The organism is Pseudomonas anatoliensis (assembly GCF_017976235.1).
In the GTDB taxonomy this organism is placed as follows: Bacteria; Pseudomonadota; Gammaproteobacteria; order Pseudomonadales; family Pseudomonadaceae; genus Aquipseudomonas; species Aquipseudomonas anatoliensis.
In genome coordinates this window covers 583,049-606,996 of sequence record NZ_JACVHC010000003.1, presented here as the reverse complement: position 1 = coordinate 606,996, position 23,948 = coordinate 583,049, and the positions used below count along the sequence as shown (strand labels likewise).

Sequence of the window (23,948 nt, the reverse complement as noted above, 5' to 3'; positions counted from 1 at the left end):
TTGAAAGAGCTCTCACTCAATTGGATGAGTTTCATCACTGCTCTTCGATACTGTCCCGCGCTGCCGCACCTCAAATTGGCGCCTGACTGTAATCCTTAATAAAGGCCATGGATGTCCTACTCAAGCAAACTTTCCGCCCATTACCTCGAACTCGCCAAAGTCTCTGTTTCCAAAGAGAATTTCGCGGGCGAAGACGTTCGTTTTTCGAGCGAATTCGAGGCGCTGGAAAGCGAGCTGGCCAAAGCCTCGTCGATGCACGAAAGCGGGCAGATCGACTGGCTGAAAATTCGCGAAAACAGCGAAAACCTCCTGCGTACCCAATCCAAGGATTTGCGTGTCGGCGCCTGGCTGACCTGGTCGCTTTACCAGCGTGAATCCTTCCCCGGGCTGCTGGCCGGCCTTGGCTTGCTGCACCACTTGTCGGAAAACAACTGGGCCGACGTTCACCCGCTCAAACCCCGCACACGTGCCGCTGCCATTGGCTGGCTGGTGCCGCGTCTTGAGCAGGTCATCACCGAAAACATTGCGATCAAAGAGCAGTTGCCGATGTTCCGGCAGCTCTCCGAGCACCTGTCCGGTCTCGAAGCCGCTTGCGCTGAACATCTGGGCGACGACTCGCCGCTGTTGCTGCCGATCTCCCGACGCCTGAAAACCATGATCCAGCGCGCCGCCGACAACCAGCCGGCCCCAGGTGTTGTGGGGGCGGCGGTGGCGCAGGTCAAGCAGGCGGCGAGTCAGCTGCTCACGCCCGGCGCGCCGATCGATAACGAAAGAGACGCCCACAAAGCGCTCCGCGCCCAGCAGGAAAGCGCCCGACCGTTGTGCGCCTGGTGGCTCAAGCAGAAAGCCACCGACCTGCGCGCCCTGCGCCTGAACCGCACGCTGCTGTGGATGACCATCGACGCCGTGCCTGAGCGTAATGCCGAGCAGATCACCGTGTTGCGCGGTCTGCCGCTCGACAAGTTGAAGCTCTATCAGGATCGATTCGATCAGGGCAAATACGCAGACCTGCTGGTGGAACTGGAGGCGAGTCTGGCGAAGGCGCCGTTCTGGTTCGATGGCCAGAGGATGGTCTGGGAATGTCTCCAGAACCTCAACGCCGAGCTGGCCATGCGCGAAGTGGAAATCCACTTCGCGCTTTTGATTCAGCGCCTTCCCGGCATTGTCGAATTGCGTTACCACGACGGCGCGCCGTTTGCCGATCCGTCCACCCGGGCGTGGATTGCCGCCAACGTCATGCCGCACCTGCAAAGCGCCAGCGCGCCACGCAAGGTTGAAAGCGACAACGTCGAAACCCAGCCAGCCTGGGAAAAAGCCCTCGAAGAAGTCTTGCCGACTCTGCGCAAGGAAGGCCTCAAGCCTGCCGTGCAGATTCTCAAGCAAGGGCTGCAATCGGCCCACGGCGGGCGCGAGCGCTTCTTCTGGCAGTTCGCGCTCGCAAGGCTGTGCTTCATGGCCAAGAAATACGAGCTGGCCAAAAACCAGCTGGAAACCCTCGATCAGACATTACAGGACTCAGGCCTGCACGCCTGGGAGCCCGATCTTGCATTGGAAGTGCTGCACCTGCTGCACAGTTGCTGCGAGTTGTTACCGCAGAACCATGCAGTGCGTGAACGCAAGGAAGAGATTTATCGCAGGCTGTGCCACCTCGATCTCGAAGTGGTACTCGAATAGGCCCCAGGGCCACAACCGCAAGGAGAAAAGCCATGGCCAAAGAAGGCTCGGTAGCCCCCAAGGAACGCATCAACGTCACCTTCAAACCCGCCACCGGCGGTGCTCAGGAAGAGATTGAACTGCCGCTGAAACTGCTGGCAATCGGTGACTACACCCACCGCAAGGACGAGCGCAAGATCGAAGATCGCAAGCCGATCAGCATCGACAAGATGACCTTCGACGAAGTGCTGGCCAAGCAAGAGCTTAGCCTGACGATGAACGTGCCGAACCGTCTGCAGGAAGAAGGCAGCACTGAAGAGTTGGGCGTGCAACTGCGCGTCAATTCGATGAAGGACTTCAACCCGGCCAGCCTGGTCGAGCAAGTGCCTGAGCTGAAAAAGCTGATGGAACTGCGTGACGCGCTGGTGGCCCTCAAAGGCCCGCTGGGTAACGCACCTGCTTTCCGTAAAGCCATCGAAGGCGTGCTCGCCGACGACGAATCCCGCGGTCGCGTACTCGGTGAGCTGGGCCTGAACGCCGCAGCCACCGACGCCTGAACCCAGCAGCCAAGGAAGCCAACACAATGAGCACTAGCGCAGCACAAGAGAAAGGCGCCGCGAGCGGCGAGTACAGCATTCTCGACAGCATCATCGCCGAAACCCGCCTGACGCCGGACGACGAAGCCTACGACATCGCCAAGCGCGGTGTGTCGGCGTTCATCGAAGAGCTGCTCAAGCCGCAGAACAACGGTGAGCCGGTCAAGAAAGCCATGGTTGACCGCATGATCGCCGAGATCGATGCCAAGCTCAGCCGTCAGATGGACGAAATCCTGCACCACCCGGACTTCCAGGCTCTGGAATCGTCGTGGCGTGGTCTGCAGTTGCTGGTAGACCGCACCAACTTCCGCGAAAACATCAAGATCGAAATCCTCAACGTCTCGAAAGAAGACCTGCTGGACGATTTCGAAGATTCGCCGGAAGTCATGCAGTCGGGCCTGTACAAGCACATCTACACCGCTGAATACGGCCAGTTCGGTGGTCAGCCGGTTGGCGCGATCATCGCCAACTACTACATGTCCCCAAGCTCGCCGGACGTGAAACTGATGCAGTACGTGTCCAGCGTAGCCTGCATGTCCCACGCGCCGTTCATCGCCGCTGCCGGCCCGAAATTCTTCGGTCTGGAAAGCTTCACCGGCCTGCCGGATCTGAAAGATCTGAAAGACCACTTCGAAGGCCCGCAATTCGCCAAATGGCAGAGCTTCCGTACTTCGGAAGACTCCCGTTACGTTGGCCTGACCGTGCCGCGTTTCCTGCTGCGTAACCCGTACGATCCGGAAGAAAACCCGGTCAAATCGTTCGTGTACAAGGAAACCGTTGCCAACAGCCACGAGCACTACCTGTGGGGCAACACCGCTTACGCGTTCGGCACCAAGCTGACTGACAGCTTCGCCAAATTCCGCTGGTGCCCGAACATCATCGGCCCTCAGAGCGGTGGTGCTGTTGAAGACCTGCCGTTGCACCATTTCGAAAGCATGGGCGAAATCGAAACCAAGATCCCTACTGAGGTTCTGGTTTCCGACCGTCGTGAATACGAACTGGCCGAGGAAGGCTTCATCTCCCTGACCATGCGTAAAGGCTCCGACAACGCGGCGTTCTTCTCCGCAAGCTCGGTGCAGAAGCCGAAGTTCTTCGGCATCAGCGCAGAAGGCAAGGCGGCAGAGCTGAACTACAAGCTCGGCACCCAACTGCCGTACATGATGATCGTCAACCGCCTGGCTCACTACTTGAAAGTGCTGCAGCGCGAGCAACTCGGTTCGTGGAAAGAACGTACCGACCTCGAGCTGGAACTCAACAAGTGGATCCGTCAGTACGTTGCCGACCAGGAAAACCCAAGCGCCGAAGTACGTGGCCGTCGTCCGCTGCGCGCTGCGCAAATCATCGTCAGCGACGTTGAAGGCGAGCCAGGCTGGTACCGCGTGAGCTTGAACGTGCGTCCGCACTTCAAGTACATGGGTGCCGATTTCACCCTGTCGCTGGTTGGCAAGCTGGACAAAGAGTAAGAGCGACTCATGGACGGATACGGCAGCCTTTTCGAACGTCTCAATGGCGACGCGGAAAAACGCAAGGGCAGGAGCCTCGAGGTTTCTGCCATGGCGTCAGTCGCTGCCCATCTGGCCAAAATGCTCAGCACCCGGGCCGGCAGCGTGCAAACGCTGTCCGACTACGGGTTGCCCGATCTCAATGACATGCGTCTGAGCCTGCACGACTCCCTGAGTCAGGCCCGTCTGGCCATCGAAACTTTCATCGAAGCCTACGAGCCACGCCTGAGCAACGTGCGTGTCATTTCCCTGCCGCGTGACCACGATCAACTTCGCCTGTCCTTCAGTATCGAAGGCCTGCTGGAAGTTGAAGGATTCAAGCGTCAGGTCAGTTTTTCCGCGCGCCTGGATGGCAGCGGTCAAGTGAAGGTCACCTAAGGAGAATCCCGATGTCTGGCAAACCTGCAGCACGTTTCACCAGAAAATCCGGGTTTGTTCTCCTGATAGCGGTACCCCTGTTTCTGCTGATGTTCATTGTATTGAAGGTGTTCAGTTCGCTGACTGCAAAGCTATTGAAAACCAATGCAAGTGAATCGGGTAAATGCCACATCTCCCGATATGCACCTGATTACGCGTTCCTGGGCGCGATGGGCGGTATTTTCGAGCTGTTCAGCAGTCAGTTTTTCTACCGTGTTTACACAACAGATGGACGGCTCTTGAAAACGTCGGAGTGGAATCTGTGGATGAGGGAAGGCGATCCAGGCATTGCCCCTGAGTTTCAGGGCGAGATGATTCTATATCCGGGCTCAGAGGGCTGGGAAAGTTGGATCATTCCAGAATGCCGATGAGTCATGCTTTTCAAAAACTGCTGACCTCCGTTGCGATAGTCGTTGTGTTGCTCCTGGTGATTTTTGCTGTTGCTGTCTATGAGCTGCTGAGCCGAAAAGCGGATGTGTCTGTCGTGAGTCCAAGCGGGAAATACATCATTGAGTCGGTTGCGGGAGCCTCACTGCTGACGCCAAGAGAGACGGTTTACCTTCGTTTTTATGAACGTGAAAATCCAGCTCATGTGTACCGAACGCCTTTGTTTTCCGAGCTGGCTCTGGACATGAGGGCGCGCGAGGATGAGGCAGAAGTGGGTGTGGTTTTTATCTATCTGGACAAAAAGGCCAATACGTTTTCTCTCGCCTTGTCCCGTCCGGATGAACACTGGATGAATAGGTTCATCAGCAATACGTCTTACATGCTCATGGAAAATTAATGCGATGAACCGCACTCAGGAACAATGAACAGTCATCACGTCAAAGCCTGTTAAGGAGAGCTCAATGTCAGGAAAACCCGCAGCACGCGTATCCGACCCCACCGCTTGCCCACTTCCAGGCCACGGTACCAACCCGATCGCCGCCGGTTCCGGCGACGTGTTCTTCGACGGCCTCGCGGCCGCCCGCCAAGGCGATGCTTCGGCGTGTGGTGGTGCGATGTCGGGAGGTTTGGCGACCACTGTGTTGATCAACGGCAAACCTGCCGCGACGGTTGATTCGGTGGGTACGCATGGCAACAAGGTTACGGCTGGATCCGGGACGGTGATTATCGGCAATTCGCATTCGCCGGCGCCGTTTGTGCCGCCGTTGCCGGTGGAGATTCAGTGGCCGTTTAACGAGCATTTTGTAATCAATTGCGAAGAAACAGGCAAACCCCTCGCGGGGGTGGAATACACACTTAAAACTTCCTCGGGGAAGATCATAAACGGCGTGACAGGTGCGGACGGGAAAACTCAAAAAGTATTTTCAGCCACCGCAGAAGCCGTTGAATTGATCATTGAACCTCAGAGCAGAGTTGTGCTTGCTTAGTTTTGTTGGTTTTGAGATTCAGCAAAGTTTGATTGCTGGAAAATATATCAAAGGGATATAGAGATGGCAGCGAAGACAGTGGCAACCACCATGACTCCGGCGAGCAATAAAACCGGTCAGACTGCTACTGCGCGCCAGTTCAAGATTACTGATATCCCGGCCACGATGAAAAAAATAAACTGGCCTGTTGCCGCTGCTTTGATGAGCCATTGGTTCAATGGTGAACCATGGGCGACAAAAGATGGTGGAATGGATGATGTCGTAAAAAGGCACGACGCATTTGCTCCGGCAAATTACATCGAAGAGTCCATCGTTAAAATGAATTGGGTGCTTGGGTTTGAGCGAGCAAATGCAGCATTCAAACACTTGAAAGCGAACTGGAACAGTCCTCCTGGGATCAATCTGATAAAGAAGAGATTGCGAGATAATTTTTCCAATAGCGTTCCCGGCTGTTATCCAGTGGCTTTTAATGGCGTGGCCAGTGCTGCTGAGAAATTTGGTTACTCCAATAATAAAGTTGTCGAGTTCGAACAGGCTGGTGCTGATGAAGTTAACGAGCTTCGCGCTGCGCTTGCAAATTTCAATATGCGCGTGATTGCCGAAGGCTCGGTAGTCGTAACAGGCAAAAGTATTGTTTTTACGCCATCGCAAATCGGTTTTTATATTGAAGATGCTTATGACTTCAATGATGGTATTGCTCTTTTTAGTCAAATTCTAGGTTACTGGAATTTTGATAAATTGGTCACTGATCCTGTGGAAGGCGCTAAAACAAACACGAAGCTGGCTGCCGAAATGACTTCTTTGATAGCTGAGTCCACGTACAAGCAGATCAAGGGAGAACAAAGCCCTCAGCAAAAGGACGAAGCCGTGCGGCGATATAGAGAGCTGGAAGGCAAGCATTATATGCTCGTACAAAATAGCGATTTTCGAGATTATCGGGATCAGAATAAAAAAGGAGGGGACTTTCGCGTTTATTCGGACATTTTGTACGAGAGCGTATCCGTGGCTCCTATTGAGGAAATCTCTAAATGAGTTCGTGGAATAAGTTTTTTATGAGTTTGGCTACGCTATTGGTCAGCTTGTTCATCGTTGTCGCCTTTATTATAAATGGTATTTTGAATCGTGCACCTGATGTCTCAAAAAAGAGTCCGTCCGGACAGTATTTTATAGAGTCAATTCCGGCGAGTTCCCTTTTGACTCCGCGAGATTCGGTGTATTTGCGTTTTACGGATTTGAATAATCCTGATCGTGCATATCGAACCCCTTTGTTTTCTGATGTTTCATTGGATATGAATGCCGATGAGGATGACGAAGTTGTCGGAGTTGTTTTCATCGAGCTGGATAAAAAAAGCAAGGAGTTCACGCTGGCGCTATCTAATCCGAGAAAGCACTGGTTGGATTTTTTTATCAGTAATACGCCCTACAAGGTTCTGGAAAATTGATGTTCTGGGCCGGGAAACAGGGTGGTTTTGGTTCGTGGTATGGGAATCTGGGGCTTGCATGAGTAACTACGCACGTCTTGGCCTATGCCTGTTAATCCACGCCCTCGGATGCGTGGCTTACGCGTTTTTGAATGACGCGGTTGTGCATGCTTACAAGCTTTTTAACGGCGGATTCACCTCCCGCGGTGTCGCCATCGGCATGGCGAGTTACGCACTGTTTTACATTTTTCTGGGCGTCAACTTGATCGTTGCGCTGATTCCAAGTCTGGTCGCCAAGCTAGTCATCCTTGGTCTGATGGTGGGCTTCATTCTGCTATGGATGCTGCCGGACAACCCGTTGAGAGCCCTGTTTTACGGCGTTGCACAAGGTTGCGTCACGTTGCTGGCAATTCTCACCACTCAAGTCATCGAGTTGCGTTGGGTTTTGCGAAACGTATCGGATCGAATCCCGCCAAGTCAGCCTGCAGGTGCAATCCAATGATCAGGTCGGACATCGAGCGTAATCCACAGGACAGTTTTTCCATGAGTTCCACTACCAGGCAGGTAACCCGTGTCCTTTAACCACTACTACCAAAGCGAACTCACCGCACTGCGCCAACTCGGTCGCCGTTTCGCCGAGCGTAGTCCGGCGTTGGCGCCGTATCTGGGTCAGGCCGGGCGGGATCCGGATGTGGAGCGGTTGCTGGAAGGCTTTGCGTTTCTGACCGGGCGCCTGCGCCAGAAGCTTGATGACGAGTTGCCGGAGCTCAGCCATTCGCTGATGCAGTTGCTGTGGCCGAACTACATGCGGCCGCTGCCGGCGTTCAGCATTTTGCAGTTCGATCCGCTCAAGCGTTCCGGCCCGGCGCTGGTGGTCGCGCGCGATACGCCGGTGGAAAGCAAACCGATCGAAGACGTGCGTTGCCGCTTCCGTACCTGCTACCCGACTGAGGTGCTGCCGCTGGATCTGGCCGCGCTGAATTACTCGGTGAAGGGCGACGGTTCGCTGCTCAGCCTGCGTCTGGAAATGAGCGCCGACGGCCACCTCGGCGAACTGGAACTGAGCAAGCTGCGCCTGCACTTTGCCGGTGAGCGCTACATCAGCCAGATGCTGTATTTGAGCCTGCTGCGCAACCTCGAAGGCATCGAGCTGATCCCGCTCGACGGCGCCGGCAAGCCGATTGATGGCGTCAGCGGCAAACCGATGGCGTTCAAGATTCCCGGTGATCGCGTCAAACCAGTGGGCTTTGCCGAAGAAGAAGCGTTGATCCCCTATCCGCTGAACACCTTCCGTGGTTATCGCTACCTGCAGGAATACTTCGCCTTCCAGGACAAATTCCTGTTCGTCGACGTCAACGGTCTGGACATTCTCAAGGCGCTGCCCGAAGACACCCTCAAGCAGATGCGCGGCCTGGAATTGCGTTTCGACATTCGCAAGAGCGGCATCATGCGCATGCGGCCGACGCTGGATAACGTGAAGCTGTTCTGCACGCCGATCGTCAATCTGTTCGAGCACGACGCGCTGCCAATCCGCCTCGACGGCAAACAGGACGAATACCTGCTGCTGCCGGCGGAATACGATCTGGAAAACTGCGGCGTGTTCTCGGTGGAAACCGTGACGGGATGGAAGCCCGGCGGCCTCGGCTATCAGGAGTACGTGCCGTTCGAATCCTTCGAGCACGACCCGAGTTTCGACGTGCCCAACAGCCGTCCGCATTACAGTATCCGTCAGCGTTCGTCACTGCTGCACGATGGCCTCGACACTTACCTGAGCTTCGGCATCCGCCACACCGAAGCTCACGAAACGCTGTCGATCGAGCTGATGTGCACTAACCAGAACCTGCCGAAGAAGCTCAAGCTCGGCGACATCTGCATGGCCTGCGAAGAGACGCCGGAGTTTTTGAGCTTCCGCAACATCACCCCGGCCACCCCAAGCTTCGCGCCGCCGCTGAATCGTGACTTCCTGTGGAAGCTGATCAGCAACATGTCGCTTAACTATCTGTCGCTGGCCGACGTCAATGCGTTGAAGGTGATTCTGGAAACCTACGACCTGCCGCGCTACTACGACCAGCACGCGGAGAAAGTCAGCAAGCGCCTGCTCGGTGGCCTCAAACATATCAAGCACCACCACGTCGATCGGCTGCACCGTGGCCTGCCGGTGCGCGGTTTGCGCACCGAACTGACCATCGATCCGGAAGGGTATATCGGCGAAGGCGACCTGTTCGTTTTCGCTTCGGTTCTTAACGAGTTTTTCGCGCTTTACGCCAGTCTCAATTCATTCCATGAGCTGCGGGTAAAAAGCACACAGGGAGAGGTGTACCAATGGACACCACGTATGGGCCTTCAGCCCCTGCTTTAAGCGGGCTGACCCGGGTAATACGCGAGTACTCGCTGTTTCAGGCCGTGCTGCTGGTGATCGACCGGCTGCGCGAGGCACACCCGCACCTGAGCGAAGACGATCTGTACGATCAGGTCGAGTTCCAGGCCAACCCGAGCCTCGGATTTCCGCGCAGCGATGTCGATCGCGTGGAGTTTTTCGAAGAGCACGGGCAGATGCGCGCGCGCGTGCGTTTCAACCTGATCGGCCTGGTCGGTTCCGGTTCACCGCTGCCGGCGTTCTACGGCGAACAAGCCTTGGGCGACAGCGAAGACGGCAACCCGACGCGCAATTTCCTCGACCTGTTCCACCATCGCCTGCAACGGCTGATGCTGCCGATCTGGCGCAAGTACCGCTACCGCGCGAGTTTCCAGAGCGGGGCGATTGACCCGTTTTCGTCGCAGCTGTTCGCGCTGATCGGCCTGGGTGGCGAAGAGATTCGCAAGGCCAAGGAACTCAACTGGAAACGCCTGCTGCCGTACCTCGGTCTGCTCAGTTTGCGAGCGCACTCGGCGGCGTTGATCGAGGCCGTGCTGCGTTACTACTTCAAGCACGAAGACCTGGTCATCGAGCAGTGCATCGAGCGCCGCGTGGAAATTCTCGACGAGCAGCGCAATCGTTTGGGCCGCGACAACAGCGTGCTTGGCGAGGACCTGGTGCTCGGTGAGCGCGTGCGCGACCGCAGCGGCAAATTCCGCATTCATATCACCCAACTCGACTGGCAGCGATTCCACGAATTCCTGCCGATCGGGTTTGGTTACCAGCCGCTCTGCGCGCTGGTGCGGTTCACCCTGCGTGACCCGCTCGATTACGACATTCGCCTGGTCCTGCGCCAGGAAGAAATCCGCGAACTGCGCATCGGTGAGCAGAACGCCTGTCGCCTCGGCTGGACCAGTTGGCTGGGCCGCGAGAAGGCGGACGGCGTGGTGACCCTGGGCAGCAAAATTCATTAAGGACGTGAGCCATGATCAACGTAGACCTGCAACAACTCATTCAGGCGCTGGACGCCGAAACCCGTCGTGATCTGGAGCGTTCGGCTGAGCGCTGTGTAGCCCGTGGTGGCAGCAAGATCCTCGTCGAAGACATGATGCTCGGCCTGCTGGAGCGTCCCAACGGCTTGCTCGCACGCGCGTTGCAGGACGCCGATGTCGATGCCGGTGAACTCAGCGCCGCGCTGCAATCGCGGGTCGAGCACAGTGCTTCGCGCAACCCGGTATTCGCCCCGGAACTGGTGCAATGGCTGCAAGACGCGCTGCTGGTGGCCAACCTCGAACTGGGCCAGACCCAGGTCGAAGACGCCGCGCTGATCCTCGCTTTGCTGCGCAACCCGATGCGTTATGCCGGCAGCCGTTATCAGCCGCTGCTCGCCAAGCTGAATATCGATCGCCTGAAAGAATTTGCCCTGTCGCAAAAGGAGCAACCGGCGGCCAACGGTAAACCTGCCGCGCAGGGCGAATCGCTGTTGCAGCGCTTCACTCACAACCTGACTCAACAGGCCCGCGACGGCAAACTCGACCCGGTGCTGTGCCGCGATGGCGCGATCCGCCAGATGGTCGACATCCTTGCCCGTCGCCGCAAGAACAACCCGATTGTGGTCGGTGAGGCCGGTGTCGGTAAAACCGCGATCGTCGAAGGTCTGGCTTCGCGCATCGCTGCCGGTGAAGTGCCGCAAGTGCTCAAAGGCGTTGAACTGCTGTCGCTGGACATGGGCCTGTTGCAGGCCGGCGCCAGCGTCAAAGGTGAATTCGAGCGTCGTCTCAAAGGCGTGATCGACGAAGTCAAAGCTTCGCCGAAGCCGATCATTCTGTTCATCGACGAAGCCCACACCCTGATCGGCGCGGGCGGCAATGCCGGTGGTTCCGATGCAGCCAACCTGCTGAAACCTGCACTGGCCCGTGGCGAACTGCGCACCATCGCCGCCACCACTTGGGCCGAGTACAAGAAATACTTCGAGAAAGACCCGGCGCTGGCCCGTCGTTTCCAGCCAGTTCAACTGCATGAACCAACCGTCAGCGAAGCGGTGACCATTCTCCGTGGCCTGGCCCAGGTCTACGAGAAGAGCCACGGCATTTATCTGCGTGACGACGCGGTGGTGTCGGCGGCTGAATTGTCCGCGCGTTACCTGGCGGGTCGGCAACTGCCGGACAAAGCCGTCGATGTCCTCGATACCGCTTGCGCCCGCGTGCGCATCAGCCTCGCCGCCGCCCCGGAAAGCCTCGAGCGTCTGCGTGGCGAACTGGCCGAAGGTGGTCGTCAGCGTCAGGCCTTGCGCCGCGATGCCGAGGCCGGTCTGCTGATCGACCACGAAGCGCTGGATGCACTGGAAGCGCGACTGGAAGAAGCCGAAGACGAAATGGTCGCGCTGGAAGCCCTGTGGACTGAACAGAAGGCACTGGCCGAGCGCTTGCTGGACCTGCGTCAGCAACTGGCCAAGGCGCGCGAAGCCGCTGCGGTCGAGCCGACCGTATCGGTTGAGGAAGACGCCGAAGGCACCGTCATCGAAACCCTGGCCGCTGAAGTCGAGGAAGGTCAAAGCGTCGCAGCGCTGGAAGCCCAACTCAACGAAACCCACAGCGCACTCACCGCCGCCCAGGTCAAAGAACGTCTGGTCAGCTTCGAAGTCTGCCCGCGTCTGGTCGCCGAAGTGATCAGCGCCTGGACCGGCGTGCCACTGGCGCAACTGGCCCGTGAGCACAACGCCAAGGTCGCCAGTTTCGCCACTGATCTGCGCACGCGCATCCGTGGTCAAGAGCAAGCCGTGCACGCACTGGATCGCTCGATGCGCGCCACAGCTGCCGGCCTGAACAAGCCTGACGCGCCGGTTGGCGTGTTCCTGCTGGTCGGCCCGAGCGGCGTCGGTAAAACCGAAACCGCGCTGGCCCTCGCGGACTTGCTGTACGGCGGCGACCGTTTCATTACCACCATCAACATGTCCGAGTTCCAGGAGAAGCACACCGTTTCCCGCCTGATCGGTGCACCACCGGGCTACGTCGGTTACGGCGAGGGCGGCATGCTCACCGAAGCCGTGCGCCAGAAACCGTACTCGGTGGTGCTGCTCGATGAAGTCGAGAAGGCTGATCCGGACGTGCTTAACCTGTTCTACCAAATCTTCGACAAAGGCGTGGCCAACGACGGCGAAGGTCGCGAGATCGACTTCCGCAACACGTTGATCCTGATGACCTCGAACCTGGGCAGCGATCGCATCAGCGACCTCTGCGAAGGTGGCGCGCGGCCGACCGCCGAAGTGCTCGAAGAGACGATTCGCCCGGTACTCAGCAAACATTTCAAACCCGCCCTGCTGGCGCGGATGAAAGTGGTGCCTTACTACCCAGTCGGCGGCCCGGTATTGCGCGAGCTGATCGAGATCAAACTCGGTCGTCTCGGCGAGCGCCTGAACCGTCGTCAGCTGGATTTCAGCTGGTGCCAGAACCTCGTCGATCATCTGTCCGAGCGCTGCACGCAAAGCGACAGCGGCGCGCGTCTGATCGACCATCTGCTCGACCAGCATGTGCTGCCACTGGTAGCCGATCGCTTGCTCGATGCCATGGCCACGGGTGAAAGCCTCAAGCGCGTGCATGCCACGCTCGACGGCAACGCCAGCGTGACGTGCGAGTTCGCCTGAGGTGGGCGTGATGTTCACTCAAGTGCCGCAGCCGCTGGCTTACGCCGAAGCGTTGCTGGCGCAGTTCGCCAGCCTGTCGCGGGCGGCGGACGGTGCTGCGCTGCTGGGTGACTTTGTGCGCGGGTTGGCCGAGTTGAGCGGTTGCGAACTGACGCAGCTGTATCTGCTCGATGCCACCCACACCTGCCTTGGGATGAACGCCGAATACCTCGACGGCGCGCTGCAACCGCGCCAGGCGGCGAGTCTGCCGGCGGATTACAACGGTGAGCAATTGCTGCAATTCGCCCTGTGCCAGAACCGCGTGGTGTGCCTCGACGACCTCAGCGCCAGCCTGCACGAAACCAGTTTTCTGCCGGCCGCGTCTTCGCCGTGGCAATCATTGTTGTGCGTGCCACTGGTCAATCAGCACAAGGCAGTGGAAGGTCTGCTGCTGTGTGCCAGCCGTTGTCGCATGGATCTGCAAGGCTTTGCCGATTCGCTCGGCCAGCTCGGCTCGTTCGTGCTTGGCCAATTGCACTTGCTGCAACGCCTGCGCCAGCCTTTGGATGTTCAGGCGCCAGCGGTACGCAGCGTGCCGAGCATCAGCGGTTACGGGCTAATCGGTAAAAGCGCGGCGATTCGCCAGACCTATTCGCTGATCAGCAAAGTGCTGCACAGCCCGTACACCGTGCTGTTGCGTGGCGAGACCGGCACCGGCAAGGAAGTGGTCGCGCGGGCGATTCACGATTGCGGGCCGCGTCGTTCCCAGGCGTTCATCGTGCAGAACTGCGCGGCGTTCCCCGAGAACCTGCTGGAAAGCGAGCTGTTCGGCTATCGCAAAGGCGCGTTCACAGGCGCTGATCGCGACCGCGCCGGGCTGTTCGATGCGGCCAACGGTGGCACGCTGTTGCTCGACGAAATCGGTGACATGCCGCTGTCGCTCCAGGCGAAAATCTTGCGCGTGTTGCAGGAGGGCGAGATCCGCCCGCTGGGTTCCAACGACACGCACAAGATTGACGTGCGCATCATCGCCGCCACGCACCGCGATTTGTCGGTGCTGGTCAGCGAAGGGAAATTCCGCGAGGACTTGTATTACCGCCTCGCGCAATTCCCCATCGAACTGCCGGCCCTGCGTCAGCGCGAAGGCGACATCCTCGATCTGGCCCGGCACTTCGCCGAGAAGACCTGCAGATTCCTGCAACGTGATCCGGTGCGCTGGTCGGAACCGGCGCTGGAACATTTGTCCGGTTACACCTTCCCCGGCAACGTTCGCGAACTCAAGGCATTGGTCGAGCGCGCGGTGTTGTTGTGCGAGGGCGGTGAGTTACTGGCCGAGCATTTCTCCCTGCGTATGGAGCCGATGCCCGAAGACAACAGTGGCTTGAATCTGCGCGAGCGCATGGAGCGGGTCGAACGCACATTGCTGCTCGATTGCCTGCGCAAGAACGACGGCAATCAGACCCTCGCCGCCCGCGAATTGGGCCTGCCACGCCGCACCCTGCTGTACCGCCTCGGGCGGTTGAACATCAATCTGGGAGATTTCGATGGGTAGGCAAAGATCATCGTTTTCTCCTCGAAAAACCTATTTCAGCGCCGCCCGCAAGGGCCGGCGCTTTGTGCTTTGTCTACCCCTGGAGACCCTCTGATGTCTGTTCGTCACTGGCAAGCTGTCCTGCTGACCCTCGTCGTTCTATGTGGCCTTGGCGGCTGTAGCGGCAATTACAAATTCAATGACACCGACTATCGCCCGTTGGGTGATCCGCAAGCGGTCAATCGCGGCAAGTGACCGCAAGGAGCATCAAACATGGAACTGGTTTTCGAAATGCTGAACACCAAGCAGTTCGTGCCCACCGAGTTGTGCCAGAAGACCTTCAAACAGGCCGGCGGCGTGATCGGACGGGGCGAGGACTGCGACTGGATCATCCCTGACCGCAAGCGTCATCTGTCCAATCACCACGCGATTGTCAGCTACCGCGAAGGCACGTTTTTCCTGACCGACACCAGCAGCAACGGTGTTCAGGACGGCACAAGCGGTGCACGCCTGCACAAGGGCGAACCGATGCGCATCGAGCACGGCAGCACCTATGTGCTCGGCGACTTCGAAATTCGCGCGCGCCTTGTGCGTGACCCGGCGACCTTCGACGGCGAAGTCGGCCGTCCGCGTGCGGCCGGCAGCATCATTCCGGACGACGCGTTCCTCGATCTCGACCCGCTCAACGCCCTCGAACAGCAAGAGCGCGTGTACTCGGAAATCGACGAACTGCTGGCGCCGAACACCAAGCCTGAAGACTCCCGTCAGCGTGCCGACTACGCGCGCATCGACATGGAAAGCCTGATGGTGCCGGAGCTGATCGCCGCGCCCGCAGAACCTGAGCCCGCTCCGGCACCGAAAGCCGTCGAGCGTCAGAGCGAAGGTTTCTGGGAGCACTTTGGCGCCGCGCTCGGCGTTGACGTCAAAGGCCTCGGCCACGACGAACGCGAAGCCCTGGCGCTGAACGCCGCGCGTTTGCTGCGTCAGAGCATCGGCGGTTTGCAGCAGAGCCTGCGTACCCGCTCGGAGCTGAAAAACGAACTGCGTCTGGCCCAGACCACCGTGCAAGGCACCAACAAGAACCCGCTGAAATTCGCCGTCGATCCGAGCGAAGCGCTGGAGATTATGTTGCAGCCAAGCAAGCCCGGACACCTGCCTGCCGAACAAGCCATCTCCCGCGCGTTCCGCGATTTGCAGGCGCATCAGGTGGCCTTGCTGACCGCCAGCCGCGCCGCCGTGCGCGGCACGCTGGAGCACTTCTCGCCCGAGCAACTGACCTTGCGTTTCGAGCGCGACAGCAAGCCGCTGATCGCGACTTCCGGCGGGCGCTGGAGAGCGTTTGGTCGTTATCACCAGGCGCTGCGTCAGGACGATGACTGGAGCGAGCGTCTGCTGGCCCGCGACTTCGCCCAGGCTTACGAAGAACAGATCCGCCTGATCTCCACCCTCCACACCGACCACCAAGGATGATGCGCATGTCTCGCCGTTCGACCGCTTTTTTCAAGACGCTGACTGCGCTCACCGTGCTGGTGCTGCTCGCCGGTTGCTCGTCGCTGTCGCCGTACTCGAAAGTGACCAAGATCAACCTGAAGCTGACCGGCAGCGATCAGCTCAACCCGGACCTCAACGGTCGCCCGTCGCCGATTGTGGTGCGCCTGTTCGAACTCAAGCACCCGGTGACATTCGAGAACGCTGATTTCTTCAGCCTTTACGAGCGCGCCAAGGAATCCCTCAACCCGGATCTGGTGGCCAGCGAAGAACTCGAACTGCGTCCGGGTGAAACCGTGGAAATGAAGCTCAGCGTGGAGGAGGGCAGCCTCTACGTCGGCGTCCTCGCCGCCTACCGCGACCTGCCGGAAAGCCAGTGGCGCTACACGGTGCAGATCACCCCGCTGGAAGTCACCGAGGCTGATCTGACCCTGGACCAGGCCGGTATCCGCAATACCCATCAAGTGCTCGCCAAGGCGGATGACTGATCATGAATACCCATAAAGTCATTTGGCAGGAAGGCATGCTGCTGCGTCCGCAGCACTTCCAGCACAACGATCGCTATTACGATCACCAGATGAAAACCCGCACCCAGTTGCTCGGTGGCTACACCTGGGGTTTCCTCAATCTGGAGATCGACTTGCAGTTCCTCAACATGGGCAAACTGGTGATCAGTGAAGCCTCGGGGATTCTGCCGGACGGCAGCCTGTTCGAGCTCGGTGGCAACACCGAACCGCTGGCGCTGGACGTGCCACCGAACACCGGCAACACGCCGATCTATCTGGCGCTGCCGCTGGTCACGGGTAACCACATCGAGTCGCGCCGTCCGGAACAATCAGACGTACTGGCGCGTTACACCGCGTATGACGCCGAAGTGGCCGACTCTAACGCCGGCGACGATTCCGCCAGCCAGGTCAGCTGTGGTCGCCCGGACTTCAAACTGTTGCTCGGCGAGCAGCAGAGCGATCAGGCCTACGTGAAGCTGAAGATCTGCGACGTGCTCGACACCACGCCCGACGGCGTGATCAGTCTCGATCCGGACTTTGTGCCGACTTACATTCAGGCTCACGCGTCCAGCTATCTGCTGTCGTGTCTGAAAGAAGTCATCAGCATGCTCAACCACCGGGGCGACACCATTGCCGAGCGGATTCGCTCCAACGGCAAGGTCGGCGGCGCCGAGGTCGGTGACTTCATGATGCTGCAACTGATCAACCGCACCGAACTGCTGCTGCGCCACTATCTGGGCCTGGAGCAGGTGCATCCGGAAGAGTTGTATCGCACGTTGCTGACCATGCTCGGCGATCTGGCGACCTTCTCCGGCGAGAGCAAACGCCCGCGCCTGGACAGCCGCTACTCCCACGCCGACCAGGGCGGGAGCTTTCGCAAACTGATGGAAGCGATCCGTCAGGTGCTGTCGATGGTGCTCGAACAGCACGCCATCGAACTGATCCTGCAAGCGCGTCAGTACGGGATCATCGTGTCGCCGTTGCACGACCACAAACTGCTCGGCTCGGCCTCGTTCGTGCTGGCAGCCAGTGCCAATTGCGACTCCGAAGAACTGCGCCACCGCTTGCCGGCGCACCTAAAGGTCGGCCCGGTGGAGCGCATCCGCCAGCTGGTCAACCTGCACTTGCCGGGGATCAAGGTCAAACCGTTGCCGGTGGCCCCGCGGCAGATCGCGTTCCACTCCAACAAAACCTATTTCATCCTCGAACTCAGTTCCGAAGACCTGGCACAACTCGAGCGCTCCGGCGGCTTCGCGTTCCACGTGTCCGGCGAATTTGCCGAGCTTGAACTGAAATTCTGGGCCATCAGGAACTGACCGACATGATCAAGGAAACGGATTACAGCCAGGACGACAAAACGGTCTTGCTCGACCGCCAGGGCCACGGCCCGGCGGCGAGTCCGCTGACTGACTTCGCCGCGCCGCCGCGTTTCGAGCAACTGGAAGAACGCATGATCTACGCCGCGCGCCTGCGTCCGGCGGAGGCGTTCAATATCAGCCTCAATTCGCTGGTGGCCGCCTCGTCCGAACTGCTCTCGGAAGTGGTGCGTCTCAAGCACAGCGAAACCCGCGAAGACCTCTACGCGCTCAATGAGCGCCTGACCGCCGGGCTCAAGCTGTTTGAAGTGCGCGCCTTGCACAACGGCGCCGAAAGCAGCCAGGTGATGGCCGCGCGTTACGTGCTCTGCACCGTGGTCGACGAAGCTGTCGTGACCACGCCGTGGGGCAACGAAAGCGAATGGTCGCAGATGAGCCTGCTCAGCAGCTTCCACAACGAAACCTTCGGTGGCGAGAAGTTCTTCCAGCTGCTCGATCGGCTGTCGAAAAACCCGGTCAAGCACTTGCCGATGCTCGAGCTGATGTACCTGTGCCTGTCCCTCGGTTTCGAGGGCAAGTACCGCGTACAGGCGCGTGGCATGCTCGAGCTTGAAGGCATCCGCGATGCCTTGTATCGCCAGATCCGTCAGTTGCGTGGCGACGTGCCGCGTGAGTTGTCGCCGCACTGGGAAGGCCTCAACGATCAGCGCCGAAGTCTGGTGCGCATCGTGCCGGCGTGGATGGTGGTGTTGTTCACTGTCGTCTGTCTGGTGGTGATGTATTCGGGCTTCGCCTGGGTCTTGGGCGAGCAGCGCGAAACCGTTCTGCAACCATACCAGCCGCTTGATCCAGCCGCGGTTCAACCGCAGTCGCAGCCGTAAACAGGGACGTGTGATGAAAAAGTTTTTCAAGAAAGTCGGCGCCTTCCTGCGCCAGACCTGGGTCTGGACCCTGCTGCTGGTGCTGTTCGTGGCACTGCTGGTGTGGTTCGTCGGCCCGTTGTTGGCGGTTGATGATTACAAGTTCTGGGAAAGCGCGACCTCGCGTCTGCTGACCATCAGTGTCTTGTTCCTGATCTGGGGCCTGACCATGGTCTTCGTCAGCTGGCGCGCCGGTATCCGCAAGAAAGCCGTCGAAGAAAGCGAAGACGGCCAGGACCGTATCCGCCGTGAAGAGCAGATCGACGACGAGCAGAAAGAGTTGAAGGCGCGCTTCAAAGACGCGCTGAAAACCCTGAAGACGTCGAGCCTGTATCGTGGTCGCAGCGAGCGCTGGCGCAGTGATTTGCCGTGGTACTTGCTGATCGGTCCGCAAGCCTCTGGCAAAACCAGCCTGCTGGACTTTTCCGGTCTGGAATTCCCGATCAACAAGATCGACCGCAAGCTGACCCGCGACACCCTCGGCACCCGTCATTGCGACTGGTACTTCGCCGATCACGGTGTGCTGATCGACACCGCCGGGCGCTACACCACCCAGCCGGACGCAGAAGTCGACGGCAGTGCCTGGCGCACCTTGCTCGAGTTGCTGCGCAAGCGTCGTCGCGGCCGTCCGTTGAACGGCGTGCTGGTGACCATTCCGGTGGAAACCCTCACCGGTGGCAGCGAGCAGGACATCGACACCCTGGCGCGCCAGGTGCGCGGTCGCTTGCAGGACATTCATCAGAAGCTGCACGTCGATGTGCCGGTGTATCTGGTGTTGAGCAAGGCTGACAAGCTGCTCGGTTTCGACGAGTTCTTCGATCAACTGACCCGCGAAGAAAGCGATCAGGTGCTGGGCACCAGTTTCCGCAAGGAACAGGTCGGCACCGACGTGGCTGTGCTGCGCAACGAGTTCGAAGAACTGCTGCGTCGCCTCAACAGCCAGGTGATCATGCGCATGCACTCCGAGCGCGATACCCAGCGCCGTGGTCGCATCCTCGACTTCCCGCATCAACTGGGGCAGATCGGCGAGCGTCTGTGCCTGTTCGTCGACATGGCGTTCACCGGCAACCGCTATCAGCGTGCAACGCAACTGCGTGGTTTCTACCTGACCAGCGCACCGCACCTGACCCAGGAAATGGATTCGACCACCGCCGGCATCGGCGCCAGCCTCGGCATGAATGCCGGTGTGCTGCCGACGTTGCGCAGCGGTCGTTCGCGCTTCATCCACCACCTGCTTAGCCAAGTGATTTTCCCCGAGGCCGATCTGGCCGGTCTGGATAAACGTGAACGCAGCCGCATCCACTGGGGCCAACGTGCGTTGTATGTCGGCGCACTGGCGGCGCTGGCGCTGTTCGGCATGCTCTGGGCGGGCGGATTCTCGGCCAACTACGAACGTCTGGAAAACCTGCGCACACTGGCGCAAAACTGGACTCAGCAGCGCTCGGCGCTGACCCCGCGTGATGACGCGATGGGCGTGCTGAAAACCCTCGACACCAGCTACGCCGCCACTCAGGTGTTCCCGAAGAAGGGCGACGTGTCGTACCACGAGCGCGGCGGTCTGTATCAGGGCGAAGACATCAATCCGTCGGTCAAAGCGGCGTACGAGCGTGAGCTCGAAGCGCAACTGCTGCCACGGGTTGCAACGATGCTCGAAGGGCAGATCCGCACCAACATGAAGGACCGCGAAAAGCTGCTCAACAGCCTGCGCGCGTACCTGATGCTGAACATGAAGGATCGCCGCGATGCCGCATGGCTCAAGGACTGGATCGCAAGTGACTGGTCGCAACGCTACACCGGCAACACGGCGGTGCAGAACGGCCTGAACGTCCACCTCGAACGCCTGCTGAAGCAACCTTTCATCTACCCGCTGAACGATCAGTTGGTGACTCAGGCGCGTCAGGTTCTGCGCAGCGAGTCGCTGGCTACCGTGGTCTATCGCATGCTTCGTGAGCAGGCGCGCGACCTGCCGGAATACCGTTTCAGCCAACACCTCGGCCCGCAGGGTTCGCTGTTTATCGGCACCGAGTACGTGATCCCGGGTTTCTACACGCAAACCGGTTATCAGCAGTATTTCTCGGTACAGGGTTCGGCGCTGGTCACCGACATCCTGCGTGACAACTGGGTACTGGGTGAAGGCGCGGGCATCAGCGACATGGACTTGCGTCGCCTGATGGTCGAACTGGAGCAATTGTACTTCCGCGACTATGCCAACTACTGGAGCGAGGCCGTTGGCCAAGTGGCCTTGCCACCGATCAGCGACGCCGGTGAAGGCGCCGAGCAACTGGCGGGCCTGACTTCGGCCAACTCGCCGGTGCTCGCGTTGCTGACGGAAGTGCGCGAAAACACGCGCTTCGAGGCCGCCGCAGACCCGGTCGAAGAAGCGGGCGAAGCCGCCGATGCGCTGGCCGGGCAGAAAGGCAAACTGGGTAAAGTCGGCAAACTGGCAGCCGCCGCAGCGGACAAGGCTTCGGCCCTGAGCGTCGCGAAAAACCTGCCGGACACCGCCAAGAAATCCCTGCAACGTCGCTTTGAACCGCTGCATCGTTTGCTCGATGACAACAACGGCCCGGCCGCTGACCTGACACCAGCCCTCAGCGCGCTCAACGACCTGCAACTGCAACTGTCCGGTCTGGCCCGTTCCAGTACGCCGGAACAAGCCGCGTTCGAAATGGCGAAAACCCGCATGAGCGGCCAGCGTGATGCGCTGACCAACCTGCGCACCGCTTTGGGTCGCCTGCCGCGTCCGCTGAGCGTGTGGTTCAACGTGCTGGCCGAAGACTCGTGGCGCCTGGTGCTCAACGATGCCTACCAATACCTGAACGGCCGTTATCAGAACGAGCTGTACAGCGTGTATGGCAAAACCATCAGCAAGCGTTATCCGTTCAGCGCCAGCAGCACCAGCGACGTGGCGATCAGCGACTTCCGCGAGTTCTTCCGCGCGCAAGGCACCGTCGACCGCTTCTTCGACAGCTACATGCGTCCGTTCGTCAGCGGTGATCCGGGCAACTACCGGATGCGCAGCGTCGACGGCCACAGCCTGCCGGTGTCCAAGGTCTACCTCGATCAGATGGCGGCTGCGCTGACGATTCGTCAGAGCTTCTTCTCGATCAACCCGGCCGAACCGACCGTGCAGTTCAAACTGGAGCCGTACACCCTCGATCCGGCGGTCAGCCGTTCCGAGTTCAAGTTCGGCGACAAGACCATGGAATACCGTCACGGCCCGATCCTGCCAATGTCGTTCAAATGGCCGACCGATGCTGAAGACGGCCGCACCAGCCTGGTGATGGACAAAATGGCCGGGCGTCCGATCGGCATCGAGAAGAACTCCGGCCCATGGTCGCTGTTCCGTCTGTTCGACCTGATGCAGACCGAGTACCTGAGCGGTCGCGACGTGCTGGTGCTGAAAGCTGACGTAGGAGGCCTGCGCGCCAACTACCTGCTGACCAGCCAACGCTCGCCGAACCCGTTCGACCTCGGCGTGTTGCGCACCTTCCGTATGCCGGTGCAGCTCTGATGCTGGTGGCCAGTCCCTGGCGCAGCGCGGCGCGTACCGACCCGGGCAAGGTGCGGGCGCGCAACGAAGATGCCTTCCTCGACCTTCCGCAGCAGGGGCTGTGGGTGGTCGCGGACGGCATGGGCGGTCATCAGGGTGGCGACATCGCCAGCCAGTTGATCGTCGCCAGCCTGGCTGAACTGCCGCAACACGACGACTTCGACGAACGCCTCAAAGCCATTCGCCAGTGCCTGCATTGGTTGAACCGGCGTTTGGGGCAGGAGTTGACCGTTACTGCCGGCCGTCACGACAGCATCATGGGCAGCACCGTGGTGGCGCTGCTGGTGGAAGGCAATCGCGCGGCCTGCATCTGGGCCGGCGACAGCCGTTGTTACATGTGGCGCGGGCAGCGTCTGTATCAGCTGTCCAAAGACCATTCGCTGCAACAGCAACTGATCGACGAGCAGCAAATGAGCGTCGAACAGGCGGCGGCGCACCCGGCGGCTCAGGCATTGACCCGAGCCGTCGGCGCGGCCGACACACTGACCCTGGATGTGCTGGAACTCGAGGTTTATCCGGGCGATGCGTTTTTGCTCTGCAGCGATGGTTTGTATCAGGGCCTGAGCAGCGATGCCCTCGGCACCGCCCTCAGCCTCAGCGCGCCGCATGTGGCGCTGGAACGTTTGTTCGACGGCGCCCTGCGGGGCTCCGCTCGCGACAACCTGACTGCCGTGGTAATCCGCCAATGAGTGAAATCGAATCGCCCATCGATGACTTGCTGATGAGTGAAGAACAGGCCAACAACCTGACCTACTTCGCCTTCGCCAAGCCCAATAATGCAGAGCCTTTGCTGGCGCCTACCAAGGCCAGCATTGGTGCACTGCCTGACGTATTGGCGGGCCGTTATCGCCTCGAGCGTCTGCTCGGGGCGGGCGGTATGGGCGCCGTCTACCGGGCAAGGGATCTGCTGCATGAACAGTTCGGTGATCCCGACCCTTACATTGCGCTGAAAATCCTCAGCGAAGAATTTGCCGAATCGCCGGACGCCAGTGCCTTGCTCTACAGCGAGTTCGCCCTGATCCGACGCCTGCGCCACGACAACGTCGTGCGTGCGCACACCTTTGAAGTCGACACCGACTGCCAGCGGGCCTTTATCACCATGGAATACATGCGTGGCCTGACCCTGGACAAATTGCTCTGCGAGCGGCCCCTCGGACTGCCGTGGAAAGAACTGCGCGACATCGTCCTGCCGCTGCTCGACACGTTGGCCTACGCCCACCGTCGCGGCGTGCTGCACGGTGACATGAAACCGAGCAACGTCATGCTCAGCGAAGACGGTTTGCGCCTCTTCGACTTCGGTTTGGGCCAGGCAGAAGAGGGCACCTTGCCCGGCCTGCCGCACCTGAGCCGCGAGCGCTTCAACGCCTGGACCCCGGGCTACGCCGCCCCCGAACTGCTTGAGGGCCAAGCGTTGTCGGCCAGCGCGGACGTGTACGGCGTGGCCTGTGTGATCTATGAACTGGCGAGCGGCAAACACCCGTTCCGCCGCTTGCCCTCGACCCAGGCCCGCGACGAGCATCTGGAGCGTGAGCTGCAAGCCCCGCAGAACTTACCGAAACACGGCTGGCCGGCGCTGCGAACCGCGCTGAGCTTCGACCCGGCAGAGCGCACCATCACTGCCCAACAATTGCGTGACGCTTTGGGCGCCACTTCATCCTGGCTGCAACGTCTGCGGTTTCGGGCGTAACGGATGA

Annotated in this window: 22 protein-coding genes; all 22 read left to right on the top strand. The window is 59.6% G+C overall.

Translation table 11 applies throughout. From position 1 onward, the window contains the following. The first annotated feature begins 111 nt into the window (after positions 1–111). The 22 genes from tssA (at position 112) to ICA16_RS12225 (ending at position 23,941) form a co-directional block, all read left to right on the top strand. Positions 112–1,674: a type VI secretion system protein TssA gene (tssA, locus tag ICA16_RS12330; RefSeq protein WP_042561806.1), complete on the top strand. Its 1,563-nt coding sequence runs from the start codon at positions 112–114 to the stop codon at positions 1,672–1,674. A 32-nt stretch (positions 1,675–1,706) separates the two neighbouring features. Next, entirely contained in the window at positions 1,707–2,210 is a 504-nt protein-coding gene (gene tssB, locus ICA16_RS12325; protein WP_042561805.1) for a type VI secretion system contractile sheath small subunit, read from the top strand. Positions 2,211–2,236: 26 nt separating this feature from the next. Then, complete coding sequence (tssC, locus tag ICA16_RS12320; protein ID WP_042561804.1) at positions 2,237–3,712, top strand: type VI secretion system contractile sheath large subunit; 1,476 nt, start codon at positions 2,237–2,239, stop codon at positions 3,710–3,712. Between the two features lie 9 nt (positions 3,713–3,721). Then, positions 3,722–4,129 carry a type VI secretion system baseplate subunit TssE gene (gene tssE / locus ICA16_RS12315; protein ID WP_042561803.1) on the top strand — a complete coding sequence of 136 codons (408 nt, stop codon included), beginning with the start codon at positions 3,722–3,724 and terminating at the stop codon, positions 4,127–4,129. A gap of 11 nt (positions 4,130–4,140) precedes the next feature. After that, positions 4,141–4,539: a hypothetical protein gene (locus ICA16_RS12310; RefSeq protein WP_210623211.1), complete on the top strand. Its 399-nt coding sequence runs from the start codon at positions 4,141–4,143 to the stop codon at positions 4,537–4,539. Continuing rightward, complete coding sequence (locus tag ICA16_RS12305; RefSeq protein WP_210700698.1) at positions 4,536–4,952, top strand: hypothetical protein; 417 nt, start codon at positions 4,536–4,538, stop codon at positions 4,950–4,952. The genes ICA16_RS12310 and ICA16_RS12305 overlap by 4 nt, the downstream gene beginning before the upstream one ends. Before the next feature lie 64 nt (positions 4,953–5,016). Beyond that, the gene (locus ICA16_RS12300; protein ID WP_210553336.1) at positions 5,017–5,541 is read left to right on the top strand and encodes a PAAR domain-containing protein; all 525 of its coding nucleotides are present in this window, start codon (positions 5,017–5,019) and stop codon (positions 5,539–5,541) included. 63 nt (positions 5,542–5,604) lie between these two features. Then, complete coding sequence (locus tag ICA16_RS12295) at positions 5,605–6,573, top strand: DUF6402 family protein (protein ID WP_210700697.1); 969 nt, start codon at positions 5,605–5,607, stop codon at positions 6,571–6,573. After that, positions 6,570–6,983, top strand: coding sequence for a hypothetical protein (locus ICA16_RS12290; RefSeq protein ID WP_210700696.1), 414 nt, complete (start codon positions 6,570–6,572; stop codon positions 6,981–6,983). Before ICA16_RS12295 ends, ICA16_RS12290 begins: the two co-directional genes overlap by 4 nt. 58 nt (positions 6,984–7,041) lie before the next feature. Then, positions 7,042–7,464 carry a hypothetical protein gene (locus tag ICA16_RS12285; protein ID WP_210553339.1) on the top strand — a complete coding sequence of 141 codons (423 nt, stop codon included), beginning with the start codon at positions 7,042–7,044 and terminating at the stop codon, positions 7,462–7,464. A gap of 69 nt (positions 7,465–7,533) precedes the next feature. Further along, positions 7,534–9,321, top strand: a complete 1,788-nt coding sequence (tssF, locus tag ICA16_RS12280; RefSeq protein WP_150604661.1) for a type VI secretion system baseplate subunit TssF — start codon at positions 7,534–7,536, stop codon at positions 9,319–9,321. Then, positions 9,285–10,292 carry a type VI secretion system baseplate subunit TssG gene (gene tssG / locus ICA16_RS12275; protein WP_150604660.1) on the top strand — a complete coding sequence of 336 codons (1,008 nt, stop codon included), beginning with the start codon at positions 9,285–9,287 and terminating at the stop codon, positions 10,290–10,292. Before tssF ends, tssG begins: the two co-directional genes overlap by 37 nt. 11 nt (positions 10,293–10,303) lie before the next feature. After that, positions 10,304–12,961 carry a type VI secretion system ATPase TssH gene (tssH, locus tag ICA16_RS12270; RefSeq protein WP_150604659.1) on the top strand — a complete coding sequence of 886 codons (2,658 nt, stop codon included), beginning with the start codon at positions 10,304–10,306 and terminating at the stop codon, positions 12,959–12,961. A 10-nt stretch (positions 12,962–12,971) separates the two neighbouring features. Then, on the top strand, positions 12,972–14,492 hold the full coding sequence (locus ICA16_RS12265) for a sigma-54 interaction domain-containing protein (protein ID WP_210700695.1): 1,521 nt from the start codon (positions 12,972–12,974) through the stop codon (positions 14,490–14,492). A 93-nt stretch (positions 14,493–14,585) separates the two neighbouring features. Next, positions 14,586–14,726 (top strand): type VI secretion protein, encoded by a 141-nt coding sequence (locus ICA16_RS12260; RefSeq protein WP_150616891.1) that lies wholly within the window; start codon positions 14,586–14,588, stop codon positions 14,724–14,726. An 18-nt stretch (positions 14,727–14,744) separates the two neighbouring features. Continuing rightward, positions 14,745–15,941, top strand: coding sequence for a type VI secretion system-associated FHA domain protein TagH (gene tagH / locus ICA16_RS12255; RefSeq protein ID WP_210700694.1), 1,197 nt, complete (start codon positions 14,745–14,747; stop codon positions 15,939–15,941). A 5-nt stretch (positions 15,942–15,946) separates the two neighbouring features. Beyond that, positions 15,947–16,447 carry a type VI secretion system lipoprotein TssJ gene (tssJ, locus tag ICA16_RS12250; protein ID WP_150604657.1) on the top strand — a complete coding sequence of 167 codons (501 nt, stop codon included), beginning with the start codon at positions 15,947–15,949 and terminating at the stop codon, positions 16,445–16,447. Between the two features lie 2 nt (positions 16,448–16,449). After that, positions 16,450–17,781: a type VI secretion system baseplate subunit TssK gene (tssK, locus tag ICA16_RS12245; RefSeq protein ID WP_007920300.1), complete on the top strand. Its 1,332-nt coding sequence runs from the start codon at positions 16,450–16,452 to the stop codon at positions 17,779–17,781. Between the two features lie 5 nt (positions 17,782–17,786). Then, the gene (gene icmH / locus ICA16_RS12240) at positions 17,787–18,662 is read left to right on the top strand and encodes a type IVB secretion system protein IcmH/DotU (protein ID WP_150604656.1); all 876 of its coding nucleotides are present in this window, start codon (positions 17,787–17,789) and stop codon (positions 18,660–18,662) included. A gap of 13 nt (positions 18,663–18,675) precedes the next feature. Next, positions 18,676–22,215, top strand: coding sequence for a type VI secretion system membrane subunit TssM (gene tssM / locus ICA16_RS12235; RefSeq protein ID WP_210700693.1), 3,540 nt, complete (start codon positions 18,676–18,678; stop codon positions 22,213–22,215). Then, positions 22,215–22,943, top strand: a complete 729-nt coding sequence (locus ICA16_RS12230) for a PP2C family protein-serine/threonine phosphatase (RefSeq protein WP_042561783.1) — start codon at positions 22,215–22,217, stop codon at positions 22,941–22,943. Before tssM ends, ICA16_RS12230 begins: the two co-directional genes overlap by 1 nt. Next, positions 22,940–23,941: a serine/threonine-protein kinase gene (locus ICA16_RS12225; protein WP_210700692.1), complete on the top strand. Its 1,002-nt coding sequence runs from the start codon at positions 22,940–22,942 to the stop codon at positions 23,939–23,941. The genes ICA16_RS12230 and ICA16_RS12225 overlap by 4 nt, the downstream gene beginning before the upstream one ends. Positions 23,942–23,948 lie beyond the last annotated feature (7 nt).